The 22,595-nt window shown below is 37.0% G+C and carries 20 protein-coding genes and 4 tRNA genes; 5 read left to right on the top strand and 19 right to left on the bottom strand.

Annotated features, from left to right (window positions below; genetic code table 11):
* Positions 1-122 precede the first annotated feature (122 nt).
* The 7 genes from ABIL69_08115 to ABIL69_08085 form a co-directional block, all read right to left on the bottom strand.
* A complete protein-coding gene (locus ABIL69_08115; GenBank protein ID MEO0123947.1) occupies positions 123-2,687 on the bottom strand; it encodes a prolyl oligopeptidase family serine peptidase in 2,565 nt (854 codons plus the stop codon).
* A 139-nt stretch (positions 2,688-2,826) separates the two neighbouring features.
* Positions 2,827-4,128, bottom strand: coding sequence for a signal recognition particle protein (gene ffh / locus ABIL69_08110; protein ID MEO0123946.1), 1,302 nt, complete (start codon positions 4,126-4,128; stop codon positions 2,827-2,829).
* Entirely contained in the window at positions 4,113-4,763 is a 651-nt protein-coding gene (rpe, locus tag ABIL69_08105) for a ribulose-phosphate 3-epimerase (protein MEO0123945.1), read from the bottom strand. Before rpe ends, ffh begins: the two co-directional genes overlap by 16 nt.
* Positions 4,760-5,464 carry a PASTA domain-containing protein gene (locus tag ABIL69_08100; GenBank protein ID MEO0123944.1) on the bottom strand — a complete coding sequence of 235 codons (705 nt, stop codon included), beginning with the start codon at positions 5,462-5,464 and terminating at the stop codon, positions 4,760-4,762. The genes rpe and ABIL69_08100 overlap by 4 nt, the downstream gene beginning before the upstream one ends.
* Positions 5,461-6,189, bottom strand: coding sequence for a PASTA domain-containing protein (locus ABIL69_08095; protein ID MEO0123943.1), 729 nt, complete (start codon positions 6,187-6,189; stop codon positions 5,461-5,463). Before ABIL69_08095 ends, ABIL69_08100 begins: the two co-directional genes overlap by 4 nt.
* A 31-nt stretch (positions 6,190-6,220) precedes the next feature.
* Positions 6,221-6,309 (bottom strand) — tRNA-Ser (locus ABIL69_08090).
* Between the two features lie 47 nt (positions 6,310-6,356).
* Positions 6,357-6,539 (bottom strand): twin-arginine translocase TatA/TatE family subunit, encoded by a 183-nt coding sequence (locus tag ABIL69_08085; protein MEO0123942.1) that lies wholly within the window; start codon positions 6,537-6,539, stop codon positions 6,357-6,359.
* A gap of 266 nt (positions 6,540-6,805) precedes the next feature.
* Between ABIL69_08085 and ABIL69_08080 the strand changes: the two genes are divergently transcribed.
* The 3 genes from ABIL69_08080 (at position 6,806) to ABIL69_08070 (ending at position 7,162) form a co-directional block, all read left to right on the top strand.
* Positions 6,806-6,879, top strand: a tRNA-Arg gene (locus ABIL69_08080).
* 135 nt (positions 6,880-7,014) lie between these two features.
* Positions 7,015-7,087 (top strand) — tRNA-Lys (locus ABIL69_08075).
* 3 nt (positions 7,088-7,090) lie between these two features.
* Positions 7,091-7,162, top strand: a tRNA-His gene (locus ABIL69_08070).
* A gap of 46 nt (positions 7,163-7,208) precedes the next feature.
* Here ABIL69_08070 and speY read toward each other — a convergent pair.
* The 3 genes from speY to ABIL69_08055 are packed head-to-tail and all read right to left on the bottom strand — an operon-like array spanning position 7,209 to position 10,393.
* On the bottom strand, positions 7,209-8,372 hold the full coding sequence (speY, locus tag ABIL69_08065) for a deoxyhypusine synthase (protein ID MEO0123941.1): 1,164 nt from the start codon (positions 8,370-8,372) through the stop codon (positions 7,209-7,211).
* 8 nt (positions 8,373-8,380) lie between these two features.
* Positions 8,381-9,508, bottom strand: a complete 1,128-nt coding sequence (locus ABIL69_08060; GenBank protein MEO0123940.1) for a type III PLP-dependent enzyme — start codon at positions 9,506-9,508, stop codon at positions 8,381-8,383.
* 12 nt (positions 9,509-9,520) lie between these two features.
* Complete coding sequence (locus tag ABIL69_08055) at positions 9,521-10,393, bottom strand: DUF2330 domain-containing protein (GenBank protein ID MEO0123939.1); 873 nt, start codon at positions 10,391-10,393, stop codon at positions 9,521-9,523.
* A gap of 217 nt (positions 10,394-10,610) precedes the next feature.
* Here ABIL69_08055 and ABIL69_08050 point away from each other — a divergent pair, with 217 nt between their 5' ends.
* Complete coding sequence (locus tag ABIL69_08050; GenBank protein ID MEO0123938.1) at positions 10,611-13,295, top strand: T9SS type A sorting domain-containing protein; 2,685 nt, start codon at positions 10,611-10,613, stop codon at positions 13,293-13,295.
* 7 nt (positions 13,296-13,302) lie between these two features.
* On the opposite strand, the gene ABIL69_08045 is transcribed toward ABIL69_08050, so the two are convergent.
* The 7 genes from ABIL69_08045 to selD are packed head-to-tail and all read right to left on the bottom strand — an operon-like array spanning position 13,303 to position 19,399.
* The gene (locus tag ABIL69_08045) at positions 13,303-14,013 is read right to left on the bottom strand and encodes a FecR family protein (GenBank protein ID MEO0123937.1); all 711 of its coding nucleotides are present in this window, start codon (positions 14,011-14,013) and stop codon (positions 13,303-13,305) included.
* Positions 14,010-14,585 (bottom strand): hypothetical protein, encoded by a 576-nt coding sequence (locus ABIL69_08040; GenBank protein ID MEO0123936.1) that lies wholly within the window; start codon positions 14,583-14,585, stop codon positions 14,010-14,012. Before ABIL69_08040 ends, ABIL69_08045 begins: the two co-directional genes overlap by 4 nt.
* A gap of 3 nt (positions 14,586-14,588) precedes the next feature.
* The gene (locus ABIL69_08035; protein MEO0123935.1) at positions 14,589-15,533 is read right to left on the bottom strand and encodes a hypothetical protein; all 945 of its coding nucleotides are present in this window, start codon (positions 15,531-15,533) and stop codon (positions 14,589-14,591) included.
* A gap of 19 nt (positions 15,534-15,552) precedes the next feature.
* A complete protein-coding gene (locus tag ABIL69_08030) occupies positions 15,553-15,795 on the bottom strand; it encodes a hypothetical protein (protein ID MEO0123934.1) in 243 nt (80 codons plus the stop codon).
* A gap of 12 nt (positions 15,796-15,807) precedes the next feature.
* Positions 15,808-17,970, bottom strand: a complete 2,163-nt coding sequence (locus tag ABIL69_08025; protein MEO0123933.1) for a transglycosylase SLT domain-containing protein — start codon at positions 17,968-17,970, stop codon at positions 15,808-15,810.
* Entirely contained in the window at positions 17,960-18,379 is a 420-nt protein-coding gene (ndk, locus tag ABIL69_08020) for a nucleoside-diphosphate kinase (protein ID MEO0123932.1), read from the bottom strand. The genes ABIL69_08025 and ndk overlap by 11 nt, the downstream gene beginning before the upstream one ends.
* A 51-nt stretch (positions 18,380-18,430) precedes the next feature.
* Positions 18,431-19,399 (bottom strand): selenide, water dikinase SelD, encoded by a 969-nt coding sequence (gene selD / locus ABIL69_08015; GenBank protein MEO0123931.1) that lies wholly within the window; start codon positions 19,397-19,399, stop codon positions 18,431-18,433.
* A gap of 216 nt (positions 19,400-19,615) precedes the next feature.
* Between selD and serS the strand changes: the two genes are divergently transcribed.
* Complete coding sequence (gene serS, locus ABIL69_08010; protein ID MEO0123930.1) at positions 19,616-20,884, top strand: serine--tRNA ligase; 1,269 nt, start codon at positions 19,616-19,618, stop codon at positions 20,882-20,884.
* A 6-nt stretch (positions 20,885-20,890) separates the two neighbouring features.
* Here the strand turns inward: serS and ABIL69_08005 are convergent, their stop codons facing one another.
* Entirely contained in the window at positions 20,891-21,868 is a 978-nt protein-coding gene (locus ABIL69_08005; protein MEO0123929.1) for an RluA family pseudouridine synthase, read from the bottom strand.
* A 3-nt stretch (positions 21,869-21,871) separates the two neighbouring features.
* A complete protein-coding gene (rph, locus tag ABIL69_08000; GenBank protein ID MEO0123928.1) occupies positions 21,872-22,588 on the bottom strand; it encodes a ribonuclease PH in 717 nt (238 codons plus the stop codon).
* Between the last annotated feature and the right edge of the window lie 7 nt (positions 22,589-22,595).

Below are 22,595 nucleotides of genomic sequence, written 5' to 3'. Positions count from 1 at the left end.
ATTATTTTATTCACTCCCTTATTTCTTTACTAATATTTACTTATTGATTTTTTATTAAGATCACCTCCTTCTTTATGACCCTTAAGTCCCTATATTATATTATATCTATTATCGCTACTTTGTCAAGGGGTAAATTGATATAATAAATTCCAATCAATCTGCCAATTTTTATTAAAAAACCCTGCAGAAAGTACACCTGTCCAACCATATCTTGCCGCAGATTCATCCCATATAATAAAATCAGGTAATCCTGAGCCAGAATAGATTACCGGAAATAATCCAAGATATTTTTGTGCTTTTTTTGATGTTGCTGAATATAATAAAACAAATTTTTCTCGATTCAATGGATTGGGATAGATTTCCATCAGACATAAATCGGGATTTCTCAGGACCTTATTTTTTATTGCAATGCAATCTTCATAAGAACCGACACTTTTAAAATTTATCGGCAGTTTTTTGCTTATTTTCTTAATGATTGCATTGGTTTGAGAATTCCCAAAAAGGACAAGATTGAAATTCTTGATATGTTTTTCAACAATTTCAGTATCGGGAATAATCTCACAGAATCCATTTGCCCTTATCCACCAGGTATAAGACTGCAATCTTGCATAATGGAGATTATTTTCAACATCAATTGAATCGCCGATTGTACCATAAACCAAAATAAATGGGTTGAAATATGCCTGTTTTATGGGTCCATAAAGTGCTGGGGTCTTTTTCAATCCTTTTTTGCTGTATTTTATCATTTTAAAACCGTCTTTGTATTTTATAAATGTTATTTCATCCTGATAATCATATTTGCATTTTATCTCTTTACCATTTATATTGAATAAAATATAACCAGGAACAAACTTAAATTTTTTAAGTAAAACATTGAAAACTTTTATATTCTCAGTTTGAATATTGTATTGAATAAAACTATGCCAGGGGCCCACAGATGTTTCATCCCAACCCAAGGAATCAAATTTAGCGATTATCTTTCCATCCTGATAAATATTATCCAGTTCATCTATTCTTATCCAATACCCTTTATTTGAATGTCCAATATTTGAAGTTTTAAAAATAATACTCTCGGGATATGGATTCCTCTTTTTCTCTTTCAAAAAATCCATCATTTCTTTTAAATCCACACAATCAATTCCTGGTGTTGAATCAATATCCCACCAGTGTTCTTTTCCCGCAACTTCATTATACATAAAATCATAGTTTAATTCTTTCAGATACTGAGCCATCATTCTTCCCTGAATCGGTGGGACATTATCATCTGCCTCACCATGTAAAATATATATTGGTAAATTTAGAGCATTCTCTAAATATGCGGGTGCATTATCTTCTCTCAACACCATATCACGATATTTTATCTGTTCAGGTTCAGCAAAAATTTCGCTTCTCTGTAAAAACCACGGAAAATATAATTGGAAACTTGCCCAACCCGCACTCGGTGCAATTGCGGCAAATAAATCAGAATGTGATAATCCAATGTGCCAGACGCCATGTCCACCCATTGAATGCCCGGTAAGATAAACCCTATTTTCATCAATCTTAAAATTCCTTTTTACATCTTCAAGGACCTCAAGAAAATCAAGCCTTCCCCAGTCTTGCCAGTCAAAGCCATATCTTCTCCGATTTGTCGGTGCAACAATGTAAGCCCAGTCTTTTTGTGAATATGATTTAACCTGGTTTATCGCTTCTACATTTGCACCATGGCAGGACATAATTAATGCATAGGTAGATTCAGGCTCAAAATTTTTTGGTGGAAGGATTGCATAATATTGGCAGGAATTATCTATCTTTGAGATAAATGTCTTAATATAAGGCTCACCAGGTTTTTTAATCTTTATCCACACAGAGTCTTTCGCTTCATAAATGCTATTATATGCACGAATTCTGATTAGCGTGCTATCTTCTCTTTTTATCTTATCTTTTGATTCCAATACTACAGGAATTTTTGCCAATGATAAGGGCATAATCCTTAAAAATTCTTTTTCGGTCTTTTGTATATCATCGCCATAAATCTCAATCTTCAATCTATCTATTGTCTTTTCGGTTGTATTTATAACAGGTACACCAATATAGCCAGAATAATTCTCTCCATAAATGAAATCAGGTTTGGTGATATCTCTAATTATCATTAAAGATGCTGGGCTTGTAATGATTTTAAAAGAAAATGAATTCCCGCCATAGCCAGTGGGTCTTATAATAATTTTATTTTTGCCCTTGTTTAATACGACTGGTATCTGGACATAACCATCGCTATATACATCCCCAGGATAGGCTCTGCCATTCAAAATAAACGAACCCAATCCCCGGGCGCTTATTAAAGCGGAGATTCTATCAGTAGATTCAAACTCTCCATATAAAATACTTGCACAGGCGAGTCCTGCAACACCATAATATTCCTGGATTGCATCCCAGAACACATTGTTATATTCAATGTTTACATTATCATTTTCGGTATTTAATTTTCTCCACTTAATAAATCCCTCTGGGGCAAGAAAGCTGAAGTAACTAATCATGGTATCTGGTTGAAAATTTTCATTAAAAAAATCAATATCCAAGCCGGTTATTCCTTCCCGGACGCCAACGGGAAACGGACCGAGATACCACCAGTTGTTTATTATGATTGTATCTTTTAATACTGAATTATTGTCTAACGATACAATAATTATTAACAACATTATTCCCATTGTTCTACTCCCTTTCTTATTTTATCCACTTTTAGTATTTCGTCAATTGACTTAAAAAGCAAATAATGTGCCATTAGTTTTAAATATCAATTTTATTTTCCTATCGCGGTATCTATAGTAGATACTTATATTATAAAGTTTATTTTAGCTTAAATGGACTCTTTCCGGGTAATTTACTGTGCGCCAATTTCTTCAATAAATCCCGTGCATAAAAAAATTGCTTTAATAACTGATTCACATCTGCTACGGTCGTACCACTCCCTAAAGCAATTCTGCGTCTCCTTGAACCATCAATTATCTCTGGATTTTGCCGTTCTTTTTTTGTCATTGAGTTTATTATTGCTTCAATCTTTTTGAATTCTTTTTCATCAACATCTGCTTCTTTCACACCAGGAAGCATACCCGCGAGTTTGGAGAGTGGCCCGAGTTTTTTCACTGCCTTCATTTGTTCCATAAAATCTTCAAGATTCAAATCACCCTTAGCAATCTTTTTCTGTAGTTTTGCCTGATCTACTTCTTTTTCTATTGTTTTTACTTTTTCTACAAGGCTTACTACATCTCCCATCCCCAGAATCCTTTGGGCAATTCTGTCCGGATAGAATTCCTCAAGCCCATCAATATTTTCACTTATACCAATGTAGTATAAAGGCACACCCGAAACCCTCGCAATTGACAATGCTGCTCCACCCCTTGCATCACCATCAAGTTTGGTAAGAATTACACCATCAAGTCCAACTTTTTCTTTAAATGTTTTTGCCTGATTTACCGCATCCTGTCCGGTCATACCGTCAGCTACGAGAATTTTGTAATCGGGTTTTACGGTGTTATTTATTTTTATCAACTCCTCAACAAGTTCCTCATCAATATGCAGTCTTCCTGCAGTATCAATTATAACAAGCCCATAATTCTGTTTTTCTGCAGTCTCTTTTGCGAGTTTTGCGGTCAGAACCGGGTCACCATCTTTTAATGGGAAAACGGGAATATTGTTTCTCTTCCCCAACTGGGTAAGCTGCTCAACTGCTGCTGGCCTTTTTGCATCTGCCGGAACAAGGAGCGGCTTTTTATTATTAAAACGATGCGCAATCTTTGCGGCAGTGGTTGTTTTCCCAACACCCTGCAATCCAAGAAGGCTTATTATTGTTGGACCGGTGTTTTTAAAATTGATATGCTGTGGCTTGCTTCCTAACAATTGGACAAGTTCATCAAATACGATTTTCATCACTAATTCGCCAGGATTCAATCTCTTATCAAGATTTTGATTCAATGACTTTTTCTGGATATTTTCAATAAACTCCTTCACAACCTGATAATGAACATCTGCTTCAAGGAGTGTAATGCGCAAATCCTTTAATATTAAATCTATTTCCGTGCGTGTGATACGACCATAGCCAAGAACTTTGCGTCGAAAAATTTGGAATCTATCGGTTAAATTCTGGAACACTTCAAATTCCTTATTGCCTTTTTGTAGTTTTTTGTTTTAAAAACACCTGCACCAGCAACGAGTATATCTGCACCTGCGCGGGCAACGATGGAGGCATTTTCTCCATTTATCCCCCCATCAACTTGTATCAAACAGCGTAAATGATTTTTATCAATAAATCTTCTTGCTTGCTCAATCTTTTTCAAAACCTCAGGAATGAATTTCTGACCGTAGAACCCGGGGTGCACGGTCATTATCAATAGGTAATCAAGTCTATCGATATATTTAAATATCTTTTGCAATGGGGTTTCAGGATTGATAGCAATGCCGGGATGGCATTTTTTCTTTTTCAAAAAATTTATACTCTCTTTAACATTACGCACTGTTTCTATATGGAATGAAATCCATTTTGTACCACACTCAATAAATCTTTCATAATATTTTTCGGGATTGACAATCATAAGGTGGGCATCAAGTTCAAGTTTTGTCATTTTGTTTATTGCTTCAACAATCATTGGACCAAAAGTAATGTTGGGAACGAATACCCCATCCATAATATCAAGGTGGATTAAATCTGCTCCTGCCTGTTCAATCATTTTTATTTCATGCTTTAACTTGGTAAAATCTGCAGCAATGATTGATGGTGCAATCTTCACTTCACCACCATTAAATTTATCGTATCACCTTTATTTACTAACTGGTCGGGCTGTGGATTCTGGACAATTATTGTGCCTTTATCTCCGGTTCCCTCCACTTCAGTGATAGAACCAATGACTAAATTTGCATTTTTTATAAGAACCTTTGCTGAATCAACTTTCAAACCGATTAAATTCGGTGCCTTTAGTAGAATCCCCTTGCTGAGGATGATTTTTATCGCATCGCCTTTTTTTACTTCGGTCTCGGGCTCAGGTATTGTCTGTATAATCTTACCTTCACCGATTGAGTCCGAAAATATCGTATCAATATCGCTGATTGAAAGTCCTAGGCGGTCAATTATCTGCTTAGCCTTAGTGAATTCTAATCCAGAGAGGGTAGGTATTACAATTTTTTCCGGACCAAGGCTTACTGAAAGATTGATTATCCTCCCTTTTTTAACTTTTGTATCGGGTAGTGGCTCTTGAATTATAATCCTACCTTGTTCAATTATCTGGTCATACCTTCTTTCCGTAACAACAGATTGGAGTCCAGCTTTTTTCAATATTATCGTTGCGGAATCTAATGGCAGATTGCAGACATTCGGAACAATAACTTCTTCGCCCTTGCGCACAAAAATTGGCATTAATAAAAAATTCGCCGTTAAAAGTCCGATGATGAAAAAAATAAGAATAATAATTAAATAACTAAGAAATCTCTTCATTGATCAAGGACAGTAGCAACAGTGAGATCTACTTTTGAACCCTTCCTTGCCTTTGTCCCGGCACGGGGATTCTGTGCCATCACAATTCCCACATCAAACTCTGTGCTCACTTCATAAGATACACTACCCACAACAAATCCTTTTTCTTCAATAATTCTCTTGGCAGTGGATAATGCCCTGCCAATGACCCTTGGAACCTCAATCATTTCAGCGCCACCACTCAAAACGATTGTTATGGCATCTCCTTTCTTTGCTTTAGAACCAGAGGATGGTAGAGTCGTTACTATTTTATCCTTCTCAACTGTAGAATTCTCTTCAGTCTTAATATCACCGATACGCAGACCGAGTTCATTTAGCCTTATAGTTGCTTCGCTCAAACCAAGACCTTTTAAGTCAGGAATTATCACACTACTTGATCCTTTGGAAATAAAGACCGTGATACTGGATTTGCTGCGAACGATGGAACCGGGTAAAGGAGTTTGTCTACAAATCTGATTATCGGCATACTTATCATTTTCTTCTTCTCCGCCTACTACGAGCAACAAACCGCGATTTTCAGCAATGACTCGTGCCTGTTCAGGTGTTGAACCAGTAAGGTCAGGAATAACAACTTCGCCTGATTTTCCAATCGGCAAAACAAAAAAGAATAATACACAGACCACAATGGAAGTTATCAGAGAAACAAGAAAAGAAACCAAGAAAATCTTTGTTCCATTGTAATACATAATTCTCCTCTCTTTCTTTCAACGATATAAACGGAGAGGGCGGGATTTGAACCCGCGTTCCGCCTTTCGGCGGAAACACGATTTCCAGTCGTGCTCCTTGGGCCACTCGGACACCTCTCCATAAAGATAGTTTATAGGTATATGGTTTGGACGCTGGTTAAATTTTATCAATTTTGTTTTTCTTCCTTTTTATCCTTTTCTTCTTCTGAACTTTCTATATCGTGCAAGCCTTTTTTGAATTCTTTGACACCCTTACCCAGACTCCGTGCGAGTTCAGGAATTTTTCGGGCACCGAAAAGTAGAAGCACAATCAGTAAAATCAGCAGAATCTCCTGCCAGCCTAAGTTCATTAAAGCCTCCTTGAATTAAGTATATAGAAAATCAATATATTGTCAAGACATTAACCGTTTTATTATCTTCATTAGTTGAAAAGTATTACTCACTCCTTAACTCCATGGTAAACCAATAAATAAGGTAAATCCAATGTTTGCTTTACATTTACTTTTGATGCAAATCGAAATAATTGACTGAAATCAAAAAATGGATATAATTTATTTAAAGTGAGAAAGATGGTTTGTTGGTTAAGGTTGGGAAGTGGGAAGCCCATCCCCCTTATGCGCCTGTAGCTCAACAGGATAGAGCAACGGATTTCTAATCCGTAGGTTGGGTGTTCGATTCACCCCAGGCGCGTGCCAATTTTGCTGACAGCCATCAAGCGCAGCGCAGATGGATGTCATTGCAAAATTGAGCATCCCGAATGTAATGAGGGATGCCAATGACTGTGGTTGTAGGGTTGAGCATCCCGAATGTAATGAGGGATGCCTTGCCTCGCTAGCTCAATTGGCAGAGCAGCGGATTCTTAATCCGCGGGTTGCAGGTTCGAGTCCTGCGCGGGGTATTGGTGGGTATAGCTCAATGGTAGAGCACTGGACTGTGGCTCCAGGCGTTGCGGGTTCAAGTCCCGTTACCCACCTTCACCCTATCCATCTCCCAAACATGGGAGAGGAAGGGTGATGGGTTTACTTATGGTGTGCATAGTATTCACGAATTAAGTTTTGCAAATATTCCTGTCTTTTGAAATATAGTTTTTTTACTTTTCTCTTTTTATGCCTTGCTAATGCATAATGGGCAATGATTGGGAAACCAACAGTCGCATCAAGATAGCATACCACTGCATCGGGTAATCTCGTCGGGTCAACTTTTCCCCAGGATACTGCTTCATGTGGTGTGGCACCTGATAATCCACCGGTATCAGGTCTCGCATCAGTAATCTGGAAGAAATAGTCATGACCGACTTCTTTTATTCTTAGGACTTCTTGAATCTGCGGTTCAGTCTGTAGCAAGAAATTTTTTGGACTTCCACCACCTATCAAAAGTGCGGCAGATTTTCCACCCTGCCTTTTTGCCGCAAGGACTATCGCGGTTGTCTCATTAACATCTATTGATGGATTTATACGCAATTGCCCCCCAATAATTTCTTCTTCAGCGATATTCATCCCTAAGGTTGAATCTCCAGGAGAACTTGTATAAAGTGGAATACCAAGTCTGTAAGCACACGCAAGAACTGATGCATCTTTATTGCCGGTTTTGTCTTCCCATTCAGCCGCATATTTTCCCAGTAAATGATGGAATTCAGCAGTCCCCATCTCTTTTTGAAATTCGGGTTGTTTAAGAATCTTTCTTAAAATTTCATCCGTTGCCATCAGACAATCACTATAACCTAATAAAATATCATAAATGCGAACCACATCATTCTTCCTCAAATCTGCATCATCAACAAGCGGTGTGCCAACGTGTAATGGAAAATTAAAAGCGAAGTGTAAATCATGATACAAATTTGCACCGGTTGAAACGACCCAGTCAATAAAACCTGCCTTCATCAATGGAACAATAACAGATTTTCCCAATCCTGCGGGAATCAATGCACCGGCTAAACTCATTCCAACTGTCACATCCGGCTCCAGCATCTTTTCTACAAATAATCTGCACCCTTCACGAAGTCGGGCTGAATTATAAGCAAGGAATACATTTTCAATTATATCTTCAAGTTTTTGTTTGCCGGTCAATGCCGGCGGAAAAATCCTCGGACCTGATAAATATCTTTTCTTGTGTGGATATTTTTTCTTTTTTAACCAATCGGGTGTTTCATCAATATCCTTTTTTACTCTATGCATTCTTTTCATAAAACCTCCTATGGGATTATTACCACCTTTGCAGGTGGAAGTCCATTAAAATTTGTGGCGGTTGCCCAGGAATAGGCACCAATATTTTCAACATATACAATATCTCCGATATCAAGCTCAGGAAGTTCTTCACTCGTTGATATTATGTCAAATGAATCACAGGTAGGGCCAGCGAGGGTTGTAATCTGGGTGACACCTTTTTTTAGAACTTTATATTGATACTTACAATGGTCATAAACAAGGCCTGAGAGCGAACCATAAACACCATCATCAAGATAATACCAGTGTTTGTTGTTTCTGATTGATTTACCTATGACCTTCATCACCAGAATACCTGCGGGACCACACAAAACCCTTCCCGGTTCAGCAATGATTTTTATATTATCCGGGAATAGACGATTGAGTTCTTTATTTATACTACCTGCGGTCTGGGCAAAAAGGTCTTTTTCATAATCAAAATGTTTGATCGGAAATCCACCACCAATGTCAAGGATTTCAAGCGGAATCTGTTTGAGCTGGGCATCTTTGAAAATAATTGATGCAATCTCTAAGGCATCAAGATAGTTTTCTATATGTATATTTTGAGAACCCACATGAAAACTAACGCCAGCGGGTTTCAATCCCAGTCTTATTGCTTTGATCAAAAACGGTATTGCATCGGGCGGTTCAGCACCGAATTTTAGTGATAGTTCTACCATGGAACCAACATTGGGGACTTTTATTCTTACCAGTACCTTCGCCCCTGGTGCATATTTTGCAATCTTATTTAATTCATATTCAGAATCAAATGTCATTAGATTAATCTTATTATTTGCGGCAAACTTTAATGCCTCAGGGGTCTTAACAGTATTGGCAAAGACCATTCTATCCGGACTCACACCCATATCAAGCAATGTCTTCATTTCCTGGACTGATGCCACATCAAAGCCAGTTCCTGCATCAGCAAAGGTCTTTAAGATAAAGGGATGGGAATTTGACTTGACTGCATAGAATGGTTTTACCCTCGGCAAGAGCATCTGGAATCTCTTTAATTGCCCGAGAAGTTTGCTCTTGCTGATCAGAAAAAGTGGTGTATTGTGCTTACGCACAAGACCTTCAATGAGTTTTTTTATATTATTTGCAGATTTTGTCTTCACCTTACTCCTTTTCTATTGAGCAATTAAATCTTGTTCAAATGAATTTAAATCTCCGTCAATCTTCCAGATCCTCAATTTCATTTCCGAGAAATTTTTTAATGACTCATAAATATCCTCATCAATACTTTTTAAATCTTCTTTTGTAATCGTAATTGGCTCGTGAGCAAGATTTATTCTTTTAATAGATATTCCTGAAAATCTGGATAGTAATCTGGGTGTGAGTATGATGAGTTCAACCGTTGTAAATCCTGATGCAAGGCGCGTGATCTTCAACGGATAAAAAAGTTTTTCAGTAGAAAATCTATACTGAATGGGCTCAAGGGTATTCTGTTCTTTATTGAGATTGATTATATCAAAGACAAACCAGACAAAACCTCCATTTATATATTCTTCAATCAATTCCTTATGGGCTTGGGAAATTATTTCTCCTTCAAATCCGAGCGATGCGATATATTTCTTCACCCACTCTACAAAGCCATTTACTTCTTTAAGATGGACAACCGAAATATCATGGGCGCCGATTTTCTCGTGAAATGTTATCTCTGCGGGTGGTGGAATTGTTCCTTCTGATAATCTACCGCCATTCTTTTTCTTGCTGATATAGATTCTTTGATTTATAAGATTCGTTGCCCTGCGGAATGTTTCAATATCACCTTTTTTTACCTGTGGTTCTGATGGCAGAGGCAGGACTTCCAGAACCATCGTGGAATCAGATGCACTCAAATCAGTAGATAACAGAAGAATCTCTTCTTCTCCATTCCAGGCAATGATTGCCCTTTGATTGGGTTCAAATATTGCGATATCAGGATTAAATGGAATCAACCCGCGGTCAGCAAAAATCATTGATAATAAAAGAATTTCTGTCAGAAAAAAATTTTTAAACATAAATTGATTATAACAATTATTCTAAAAAAATCAATAGGAAAGATTTTCACTATTGACAGAGCAAATTACAATATTATAGTTTGTAATGGCAGAGTAAGTAGGAATATAAAAAAAAATTAAACTGTAGAAAAGAGTTAACTATGAAACATTGGGCCAAAATGAAGATTTCACAAAAATTTCACAAATTAAAAATATAATGAAATAAAGGATGTTTATTATGAAAAGAATTTTTATAGTTGCAATAATATCCCCACTCCTGATTTATTCTTACTGGGATATTCGGTACAACACAATTGCCCAATGGGAGGTAGCAATATCCAATTATGGCAAGTTCGGGCAGTCTAAGGCCGGAAACACAGGTGCTTTCTGGCCCAGAAATTCAGGACATAATTATATCTTTGGTGCTGGAATCTGGATTGGTGCGATTGCACCCAATGGAGATACATTGGTTACTATTGGTTATGATCCGTCAGGGGGAGTGTCTGAATTTACACCCGGTATTCCATATTCAAGTTATATCGATCCTCGGTGGAAAGTATATTTTTCCTTTGATAATGATTATCCATTTACTTCTGTTTCAATGGAAGATGGCTATGCAGTCTTTCATGACTTTGACCCGACTCAGCATATACCCAATGATACAAGACCGATTGGTAGTACTGTCACTCTAAAGACCTTTGTCTGGCCCAAAGATTGGGCAAATGATATTCTGTTTTTTAAATATATTATCAAGAATGATACAAATTATACAATTAACAATATATATGCAGGAATCTGTATGGACTATGATATTGGAGATGAAGTTGGACCGGCTGCCAATGACCGTGGGGGCATAGACTTACCAAGAAAATTGTTTTTCGGCTGGCAGGAACAACCAGAACCTGGCTGGGACTCAAGAGGGATGATTGGCTTCAAATTACTTTCCCCTTATTCCCTTTCTTGTTTCAAAAGGTTGACACTAAACTTTGCGCCTAATATAGATTGGCAAAGGTATATGGTAATGGCTGGGTATAATTTCCAGAATGGCAATTATGAGCCATTTGATACCGTGTGGTTCCCACCCGATGACCAAAGGATTTTGATGTCAGCAGGTGTCTGGAATCTACCTCCCGGTGATAGCATTATTCTTGACTGGGCATTGATTGCGAGTCATGATTCAGTGCCACCGAGCCCCGAGATGGAATATAAGGCAGATAAGGCACAAACACTCTTTGAAACACCTCTGCATAATGTCACCGTAGTGAATCCCAATGGTGGTGAAGTCGTCTCGGGTATCTATCAAATTAATTATACGGCAAATTCTTCAACCAATAATCCCCTTCTTGTTGATATTTTCTTTAAATCAGAACACGGACTTGATACCATTGCATTGAACCAACCAAATTCCGGAAACTTTTTCTGGCATACCGATTCATGTTTAGATTGTGTTTTAGGGAAAATATTGATTATGGTTTATGATACAATCACTTTCGGATTTGATGGCTCTAATAATTATTTTATAATCAACAATCCGGGTAATGCTCCACCATATTTTAAGGTTTATTCACCAAAAAATTATCATTCTTCTTATACCGTTGATACGCTTGCTCGTGAGCTTGATATTAACTGGTTTGCGCGCGACCCGGAATTCCAGGACTCACTTTACATCAATATCTATTTCAAGAGCCAGTATGATACAAGTTTTGTTTCTATTGCCTTAAATGAGCCAAATGATAGCCATTTTATCTGGAATACCCTATCCTATCGTAATGGTTCAGGATTACTGGTTGTTGAGACACATGATGAAGAATTTACCGTTGCGGAGACTATTCCTGTATATCTTAAAAATCAAATCTCGGGTGGACCGATAAATCAAATCAGTGGGATAAATAATATTGTTAATCTTGCCTGTTTGGTTCATCAGCCTGAAAACCTCACCGGGCATAATTACGAACTTGAGTTCCTGCAATATCAAAGGATAAAAGAAGGAACCTACCTACACTATCCAGAATATATCTATAAACTTACGGATTTGAATACCGGTCAGGTTGTCCTTGATACCTATTCGTTAAAAAATGCCTATTTCCGATATTATTATTTCAATGATTACTCTCCAATTGTTGATGGTTTTTCAATAAGGGCATTTACACCCAGCCCAAATGTAATAAGGCAGACAAATTTCCATAATGATTCAGTAAGGGTTGTAGTTGGAAGTTATCCTGAGGATTCTATTTATCTCTACGGTACCAGTAATTATACCTGGTGGGCATATCGTGGTTCTACCTTACAACTTGACTGGGTTATTAAGCCTTGTGGTGGATTGACACTACTGGTTACGGACTTAAATTACAACGATACAATCCCATATAAACCATATAATCGTTATGGTTTAAATCCGGATAGTGCCTATGGCTGGTGTTTCGTTCGTTTTCTACCTACCAATTCACCACCGTCTGATACCTTTCGTCCAGGATACGACAATGTTATTATGTTATGTGGTGAAGTGATTAGACTTAGGGCACACGGGACATTTCCCCAGGTGGGTGAGCGCTGGATTGTCTATCCTTCCCAGTATTCGCCCCCGATAAAAGGAAATATTTATAGATTCGCGCCGATAAATTATGTAGCAGAGATAAAATCTCCATTGAAATCAATAAGTTTTAATATCTTTCCTGTGCCGAGTAAAAATAATTTAACTATTACCTACTCATTATCTAAGGCACAAAAAATAAGTCTTATTGTTTATGATGTCGTGGGTCGGCAGGTGAAGAGATTAAGGGATGGTATTGAAAAGAGTGGTGATTACAAAATCTTCTGGAATGGATTTGATGATAACAATCGCAAAGTTTCATCAGGTGTCTATTTCTGCAGATTTGAAACCGAGGGTTATTCTAAGACAAAGAAGTTTATTATAATGCGATAAAGTCGCTTTACCAGAAGATACAACCCTTTATTTTCTTCTTTCCTTCTTTTATCAGTTCTTCTTTTTTCTCCTTTATCTCCTGCTCTGCCTTCTTTCTTAATGAATCAAGCACTGCACCGCGGTTGAGGAATTCTTTGTATTTATCTGCAAATGCCTGGATTTCTTCAATGGGCAGTTTATCAACAATGGGTTTTAATTCTCCCTTGCCAATCTTTGCCTTGAAGTCTTTATCAAGCAATATTTCTTTTGCCCCTTCAACTAAACTTTTCACCTTTATCTTTCCGGCAAAAACACTGAATGAACTCTTCCCTTCTTTATCAACACTGGTCTTGAATATCGTTCCCCTTATATATGCCTGTGCTGCATCGGTCTTTACAACAACCTCATCCCCTTTATTTAATTTTGCGACCTTGGTAATTACTTCACCAATTGAAGCGAATATCCGCTGGTAAAATTTCTTGTCTACTTTTTCTTTCTTCTCAATCTTTATACTTGAATTCGGTTCAATTCTGACCAGAGAATAATCAGAGAATTGTATCTCACAAACTGACTCGCTGTAAGTTGTAATAATATCATTTACATACAACTGGGCATTTAGAACCCCGGTATATTTCTTGCCACCCCTTTCCACAATTACATTGCCAACAAGGTATGTTATCTTTGCTGGCACTTCTGCTGAAATCAATGATAAAAATAAAATTCCTGCAATGATATTCATTTTTCCTCCTTTTTAGCGAATCCTACCTTAACTGCAACTTTTTTTGTGTAATGCTGAACCTGTAAAATTATCAAAGGGAGTCCAATTAATAGTGCGTATACAAACACAAAATATGAATCATATCCAAATGCCATTGAGAATATTATGAACCCAATACTTATATAAAATTTTAGAACTGTCTGCCTATCTTTTTCAACCATTCGGAAGTTCTTTTCTCTTAAATATATTCCATAACACAAAAGTATTATTCCAATTATGGGTAAGACCGGACTGTTTAAAATTTTATACCTATGCCACCAAACAATTGTGATAATACCGAAAACAAAGGAAGAATAGAAGAATAGTGCAAACAATCCGCGCAATAGATAATTATGGGCTTCGTTCGGAATGTAAGTCGGCTGGAAAAAAAGATTTTTCTGGTAATATTCTTTGCAGAGCCAGATGACAAGAAACATTGTATATAAATAAGAGAAAAACCAGTTTTCATAAGGACTCAGACAGTTATAAAAGAACAGCGCAGAGTAAAGCAGAATAAATATATCCCAGAGAAGTCTTTTATAATTGATTTTCATTTTTTAATAGAATATCAAGTCAAAAAGATAATCACCTTCAGGGTCAGGCATAAGAACAATATTCTGTTTAGTGATTTTGCCAATAACCGCATATATCTTATCATTCAGAATCTTATTAACCTCAGATTTACTCAATTCCTTAACCTTGAATTTTGTATCACAATTGACCTTATCCATAAATTCAGCAACAGTGAGCGAATCTTTTAATAGATTATCTTTTATCATATTTACAGGGTAAATCATCAGATTAGTGTTGTATTTCTGTTTAATTTTATTAAATATGAATTCGCTTATCGGCTGATTTGCAGTAAATATTTTAGTCTGGAGTGTTTTTAATAATAATTGTTGGAAGTTATTTATCGTATTCAATAGTGTAGTATCAGGACTTATCTTTATCTTTTTTACTATTGTATCCTGCAGAGTTCTTTCCCGAATAATAAAATCAATCGCGATCGGAGGCGAGCTCAATAATTTCTTATCCACAATCCATAGTACATCACTCCGCTCTTTTACCGTTGCAAGTTTTACCTGGTCTGAAATACCCAGAGAATCACGATATTTGGTAAATATTGCAAACCTAATTCCTTCATAATTTTTAAATCCATAACCGAGGTCAACAGGAATTGATAAGAATTTTGTTCCATAAACTGGCTGATTGGTAATAAGAAAATCAAGCGGGATTTCGTCAAGGATATTATAAAATCCTAATCGCTGAAATATCCGGGACATAAATGGAGTTGCAAAATTGAGATAGCCGACCTTAATACCCTCAAAGTTTTTGGCACCACAGAGATAGGGCTCAGGATTGTTGATATCATCAATGAGTGAGGATAGATACACAACTTCAATCTTTGTTGTTTTTACGCTTACCCTTTTTGGGCAATTGAGGAATATTAAACATATAAAAATAAATATAAAAATTTTCTTTTCAGAACAAAATAGTTTCATAACTTATTATAACTATTGCTCAATCAATGTCAATATCTGAAGCAGGGTGTGAGAGAAATTCCTGAACATATTCAAGGGCTGGTTCATAGTCTTTTTCATCAACTAAAACTTCACCCCAGCCACCTTCTAATATTTTGGGTAGACCATCAAGCCAGGTCGTTTCAAATCTCCGTATTAATGCATCAATGTTATGTCCCTTTAACATTTCTTTTATTGTTATTGCACCAAATTCATCCTGGGCAAGATAAACACGTTTCAGCAAAAATTCTCCTTTTTAATCAAGGATATCTCCCCATATCATTTTATATATCATCTGGCGTGCTAATGTAAGCCTTACATAATCCCTGGTCTCACCGAAGGGAATCAATTCGATGAATTCATCAAGTTCTGCATTGGAATTCTTTCTGAGCCATCTCTTTAAATTTAGTGGGCCAGCATTATAGGCAGAAAGGGCAAGCGGTACTGAATTAAATTCATTTACCATCTTTTTGAAATAATAGGTTCCAAATTTTATTGAGATGTATGGGTCATAAAGTGAGTAATCGATCAACCCGAGCTCACCGGCAATCAGCCTTCCAGTGTTAGGAATTATCTGCATTAATCCCCTTGCATCAGCACGACTTCGGGCACCGGGGTCAAACATACTCTCCTGCCAGATGATTGCAAGGGTGAGCCATACATCATTACTGTTTTCTTTAATTGAAAATAAATACCGTGCAGGATATAGCAATCTCAAGAATTCCAAAGGATAAATTTTTGAATCTATATTATTTTCAAATCTTTTTTTCAATTCAAGAGAGAATTTTATTGAACCATAATCATAACCATATTCAGCACATAATCTGCTAAGATAAATCAAATCAGCAAAAGATCTATCTTCTATTGACTCAAGTTCAGCGAGAGCATACTTTTTTTCACCAATAGAGAAATATCTGATTGCCCTTTTGATATGTAAAGAATCTTTCTGGTCAAAGGTCGTGATTGTATCACCAAGTCGTCCAAGCCAGTTGACAATAGATGTAGTATCTAAGGGAACAGCATCTTTAATTTTTATTAATGTATAATAAGAAAGTGGATAATTCTGGATTAAGAAATTTCGTAAACTATCTGTGGCTTTGTCCAATCTCTCTCTTATTTTAATCTGCCAGTATATAAAATCTGGTTCCTTATAATTTGAAAATATCTCAAGTGCTCGGTCTAACTTTCCAATTCTAAAAAGTTGAAATCCGGCACGAAAATTCGTTGTTTTTTCTTTAACTTTTACAAATGTTTCAACTGCACCGAGCGTATCACCCATATCTTCCATTAAAAACGCCTTCCGTTTCAATGCCCTTGTCGCATATTTAGAATTTTTATATTGATTTATTAATGAATCGTAAATGATTATTGCAGAGCGGTAATCCTGACGATTTTCATAAATCAACGCGCGGTAATAATATGCCTCCATACGACTGCTTTTGCGAAAATAGCTCAGTGCGCTATTATATTGTTGCTGGTCATAAGCAATTTTACCAAGATAATAATTTACATCACTGTCTTTTACTGCTTTAGTTAGAAACTTTGTTGCCAGTGGATAATCATTATGGATGAATGCGACTTTGCCAAATAATTTATATTCATTATTATTCTGTGGTTTCAAAACTGTTATACAATACTTTGCACCTGGAGATGAAGGATTATTTATGATTAAATCAAAGGCAAGTTTTTTAAAATTAACTTTATCTTTTTCGCGCTCATATAATTTAAGAAACAGAAATTTACGTGCAGCCGATTCTTTTATTTTAGGCAATTCTTTTTTTATCAAAGAGATATCTGCAGTACTCAGTAAGAGGTCAAAAAGTAAGTTTTGATACTCCGAAGATAGAGCAGGACTTATTGAATCAATCTTAAGGGCGATATTCAGGGCATTCTGAAAGTCATTCAATTTATAATAACAGCGGGATAAATAAATCAGTCTATATTCATTCGGGTCAGAAACTTGAGATAAATATTCTATTGCCTCACTGTATCTTTCAAGGTTGTATAATGCAATTCCTTTTAATAGTGTGTCATCGGTGAGGTTGATAACCTTCTCCCAATTTTTTTGATTGAGATAGACCCGCAGGCAGAGACTTTTTAACAAAGAATCACTTTCTACTTCATTATCATTTTGCAGACTATCTAATAAAGCAGATGCCCTTGAATATTCTCTTTGTTCAAGATAAATATTCAAAAGGATTTTTATTTTATCAATTCTGTATTGGGAAGAATGAACTTTTTTTAAGAGTTCAAAAGAATATAGAGGCTTCTCCTTTATATTATGTTCTGCTTCTATAAGTAATTCTTTTTCGGGAATTCGCTCAATAATTATTTCTTTGGTTCCCGGACTCGGGCAGGAAATAATTGTTAATAGAAATACTAATAAATAATGGACGCTTTTTAAATGCTTAAAAATCAAAAATCTCTTGTTGACTGAAAAAGAAATTTATTTCACGTTGAGGGTCCTCATCAGGTGCTGATGCATGCACAACATTTTCACCAACTGATGTACCATAGAGATTTCTGATTGTCCCGGGTGCAGCCTTTTTTGGATCTGTAGCACCAACGACTTCGCGCAGTTTTTTGGGTGCATCAGGATATTTCAAACAGGCAACGACGACGGGCCCTGATGAAATGAAATCCACAAGCCAGTTATAAAAATCTTTACCCTTATGTATCTCATAGAATCTTCCGCCCTGTTCTTTTGTCAGCCATACCATCTTCATCGCCACAATCTTGAATCCAGCATCCATAATATGTTTTAATATATTACCAATCAAATTTCTTTTTACTGCATCTGGTTTTATGATTAATAATGTTTTATCCATAACTTAAGTATATAAAAAATTTTGTTAATGTCAATTATTTTAATGTATGAACTAAATGATTTTTAATATTCCGGGATGTTCTTTTGTTATGCGACCAATATCTCTGACTGATCTTTGATATTTTTCAATAAATAAATTAACTTTTTCCTCAGGCATAACAATTGCCAGACCGCCTGAGGTCTCAGAACCAAAAACCAAATTGCCAATCTCCGTGCTTATATTCCCTTTCACAACCCGGTCTGAAAAAGATTTAATATTCATTGTGATACCGGGTTCAACAATACCACTCTTTAAAATTTCAATAGCCCCGGGATAAACGGGTATTTTGGATGCATACAGCTCAATACCGGCATTGCTCGCCTCAGCCATTTCCACTAAATGCCCAACAAGTCCATAACCAGTTATATCAGTCGCGGCATCAACACCAACTTCCTGCATTACCTGTGATGCATTTTTATTAAGAGTGGTCATTCCTTCAAAAACGGGCTTCAGATCTATTCCCTCTGCTTTATCAAGAAGGGTTGCTTGGATAATCGTGCCCACGCCGATTGGCTTGGTAAGAAGGATTACGTCGCCTGGTTTCGCATTTGCATTCGTGACAATCTTCTGGGGATTGATATAACCGATGACCGAAAGTCCATACATTATCCCTTCAGAATTAAAAGTATGGCCACCGCAGATAGTCACACCGGCCTCCTTTGCCTTTGTTTGACCACCCCTTAAGATTTCACCGAGTATCTCGGGGTCGCCATTACCCGGGAATCCAACGATATTGAGCGCCAGTTTTGGCTCACCGCCCATTGCGTAGATATCTGAGATACAATTCGTTGCTGCAACCATCCCGAAGAGATATGGGTCGTCTACGACTGGAGCAAGAACATCAACCGTATAAACGAGTGCAAAATTATCACTTATTTTATAGACACCCGCATCATCAGCTGTATTCAACCCAACGAGTAAATTAGGGTCTACAATTCCCGGTAAATGTGAAAGTGCTTTCGCTAACTGCGCCTTAGAAATCTTGCTTGCTCAACCCGCACACTTGATGAAGGATAATAATCCTTTCGGCATCGCAATCACCCCCTTTCGTTTTCATATTATACACATTTAGTATTTTAAGTCAAGAAAAAACAAATCAATTATTTGAAAGCGATTATATAGTGATGGCAAGTAATAAAGAAAGGACCCACAGATACAACAATTGACTTTTGAAGATTTTGGAGTATACTTTTTCATATGTTGGATTTGAAATTATTAAGAGAAAATCCAGAAATAATCAGACAGGCGTTACAGAATCGTGGCATAGAATTCAATCTTGATGAATTACTTGAGATAGATAAAAACAGAAGGGCAATAATTACTGAAATTGATAATTCAAGAAAAGAGCGGAATAGATTATCTGAAGAAGTGGGAAGATTAAAGAGAGAGAAAAAAGATGCCTCCGAATTAATGGAAAAGGCACGGGTCATTGGTGATAAGATAAAAGAAATGGAAGAAGAACTAAAACAAATAGAGAAGAAATTTGATGAATTGATGTTATTACTTCCCAATATCCCCCATCCCAGTGTGCCTGCAGGAAAAACAGGTGCCGATAATAAATTTGTCAGGGGTTTAAAAGAACCTCCACAATACAAATTTAAACCACTCCCCCATTGGGAGATATGTGAGGCTCTTGATATCCTTGATATAAAAAGGGCACCGAAACTTGCTGGTTCAAGATTTATACTATATAAAGGTATGGGTGCAAGATTAGAACGGGCATTGATAAATTTCTTTCTTGATTTACATACAAAAAAACATGGGTATAAAGAGATATTTCCGCCGATTCTCAATAACCCTGATTGTTTTTATGGAACCGGGCAATTGCCAAAATTAGAATCGGAAATGTATAAGTGCAAGGACGATGAATTTTATCTTATTCCTACGGCTGAGGTCCCCTTAACAAATATGCATCGTGAAGAGATTATCTTAGAAAAAGAACTTCCTATATGTTATGCTGCATACACACCTTGTTTCCGGCGTGAGGCAGGTTCTTATGGTAAAGAGGTTCGTGGAATAACCCGTGTTCATCAATTCAACAAAGTGGAACTTGTTAAATATACTACACCGGAAACCGGATATGAAGAATTCGAGAAATTATTGAATGATGCTGAAGAAGTCGTAAAACTTCTTAATTTACCCTACCGGATTTTGCTTTTGTGCACCGGTGATATGACCTTTGCTTCTGCCAAAACCTATGATATTGAAGTATACGCACCAGGGATGGGTGAATGGCTTGAGGTTTCTTCGGTCAGTTGTTATGAACAGTATCAGGCAAGAAGGGCGATGATAAGATATCGTAAATCAACAGGTGGTGTTGATTATGTATATACAATAAATGGTTCAGGACTCGCAACACCAAGAACATTTATTGGAATTGTAGAAAATTATCAGACTGAAGATGGGAGGATAAAAATTCCTGATGTCTTAAAACCCTATATGGATGGGGTTGAGTACATTGAATAAAGACTATTAGTTAAAACTTTTTCTTAGATACTCTAATATAATTTTCATATCATCAGGCAATGGGGCAGAGAAGTGTAGGATTTGTTTTGTGCGCGGATGCTTGAATTCTAATTCGGATGCATGTAATGCCTGTCGGTCAATCAATTTTAATATTTCTTGAAAGTTTGATAAGTATACAGACTTTTTTATAACACCTGGGTTTCTACCACCATAATCTTTATCGCCGATTACCGGACAACCGATATAATTTAAATGGACGCGAATCTGATGTGTCCTGCCGGTGATGAGCCAGACCTTCAAATAACTTGCAATTGGAAATTTCTCTAAAACAAGATATTTTGTTGTTGCCAATTTGCTTGAAAGTGGTGTCACGGTCATCTTTGTTCTCATCACAGCGCTCCTGCCGATGGGTGCTTCTATTATACCTTCATTCATTCCAGGAAAATTCCAGCATAAAACATCATATTTTTTTTGTATCTCCCGGCGTGCAATTGCCTTTCCCAGAGTGCTTAATGCCTCATCAGTCTTGGCAAAGATAATAAGCCCGGTTGTATCTTTATCAAGACGATGCAGGACGCCGGGTCTCACTTCATCAGTCAAACTGGGAAGTCTTCCACAGTGATGTAATAATGCGTTGACCATTGTGTGCTCAAAATGTCCCCTTGCCGGATGGACGATTATACCCTTTGGCTTATTTACGATGATGATATCGTCGTCTTCGTATATAATATCAAGCGGAATATTTTCTGGTTTAATCTCCGGCGATGTTTGCAATTCAAATATTGCATAAATTTCGTCTCCTTCTTTTACCCGATACGAGCATTTTACAGGTTTATTATTGACCAAAACTTTTTTCTGCTTTATTAGTTTTTGTATAAGACTTCTTGATAAACCTATCCCTGAAATATAAAGATACTGGTCAAGTCTTGTCCCCCATTGTTTCTCTGATACCTTGCGCCTGAATTCCTGCTGGATTGTTGGCATATATTATCCAGAAATAACCTTCTTCTCCATTTCAATAATCTGTTTTATTCCTGCCTTTGCAATCTCCAGCAATTTATCAAGTTCTTGTTTTGTCATTGGAATCTTTTCTGCCGTAGCACCGAATTCAATTATCTTCTCACGCCCGGTCATCACGAGATTCATATCAACCTCGGCATTGGAATCTTCCTCATAACAAAGGTCAAGGAGTATTTCACCATTGACGATACCAGCACTTATTGCACCGACGAAATCAAGAATAGGAAATTGCGAGAATTCTTTATTTACCCAGAGTTTCTTCACCGCACTGTATAATGCCAGAAATGCACCATTTACTGCTGCGGTCCTTGTGCCACCATCGGCTTGAAGAACATCACAGTCAATTATAAAGGTCCGCTCTCCAACAACTGAAAGATCAAAAATAGGTCTGAGTGCCCTGCCAATGAATCTTCTTATTTCCTGGGTTCTACCGGTTAGCTTTCCAGTATTTGCTTCACGCTGGGTCCGCTCTTTTGTAGACGCGGGAAGGAGTGAGTATTCTGCGGTCAGCCAGCCCTGCCCTTTTCCTATAAGAAATGGGGGGACACGATTTTCAATTGTAACCGCACACAATACTACAGTTTTACCAAGTTTGAAAAGACACGAACCAGCGGGATAATCAAGATAATCAAGTTGAATCTCTATTTTTCTTAATTGGTCATTTTGTCTTCCATCAATCCTCATAAGCCTC

This window comes from candidate division WOR-3 bacterium (assembly GCA_039802005.1).
GTDB lineage: Bacteria > Hydrothermota > Tepidihabitantia > SM23-42 > JAOAFX01 > JAOAFX01.
This window is presented reverse-complemented; position numbering and strand designations above follow the sequence as displayed.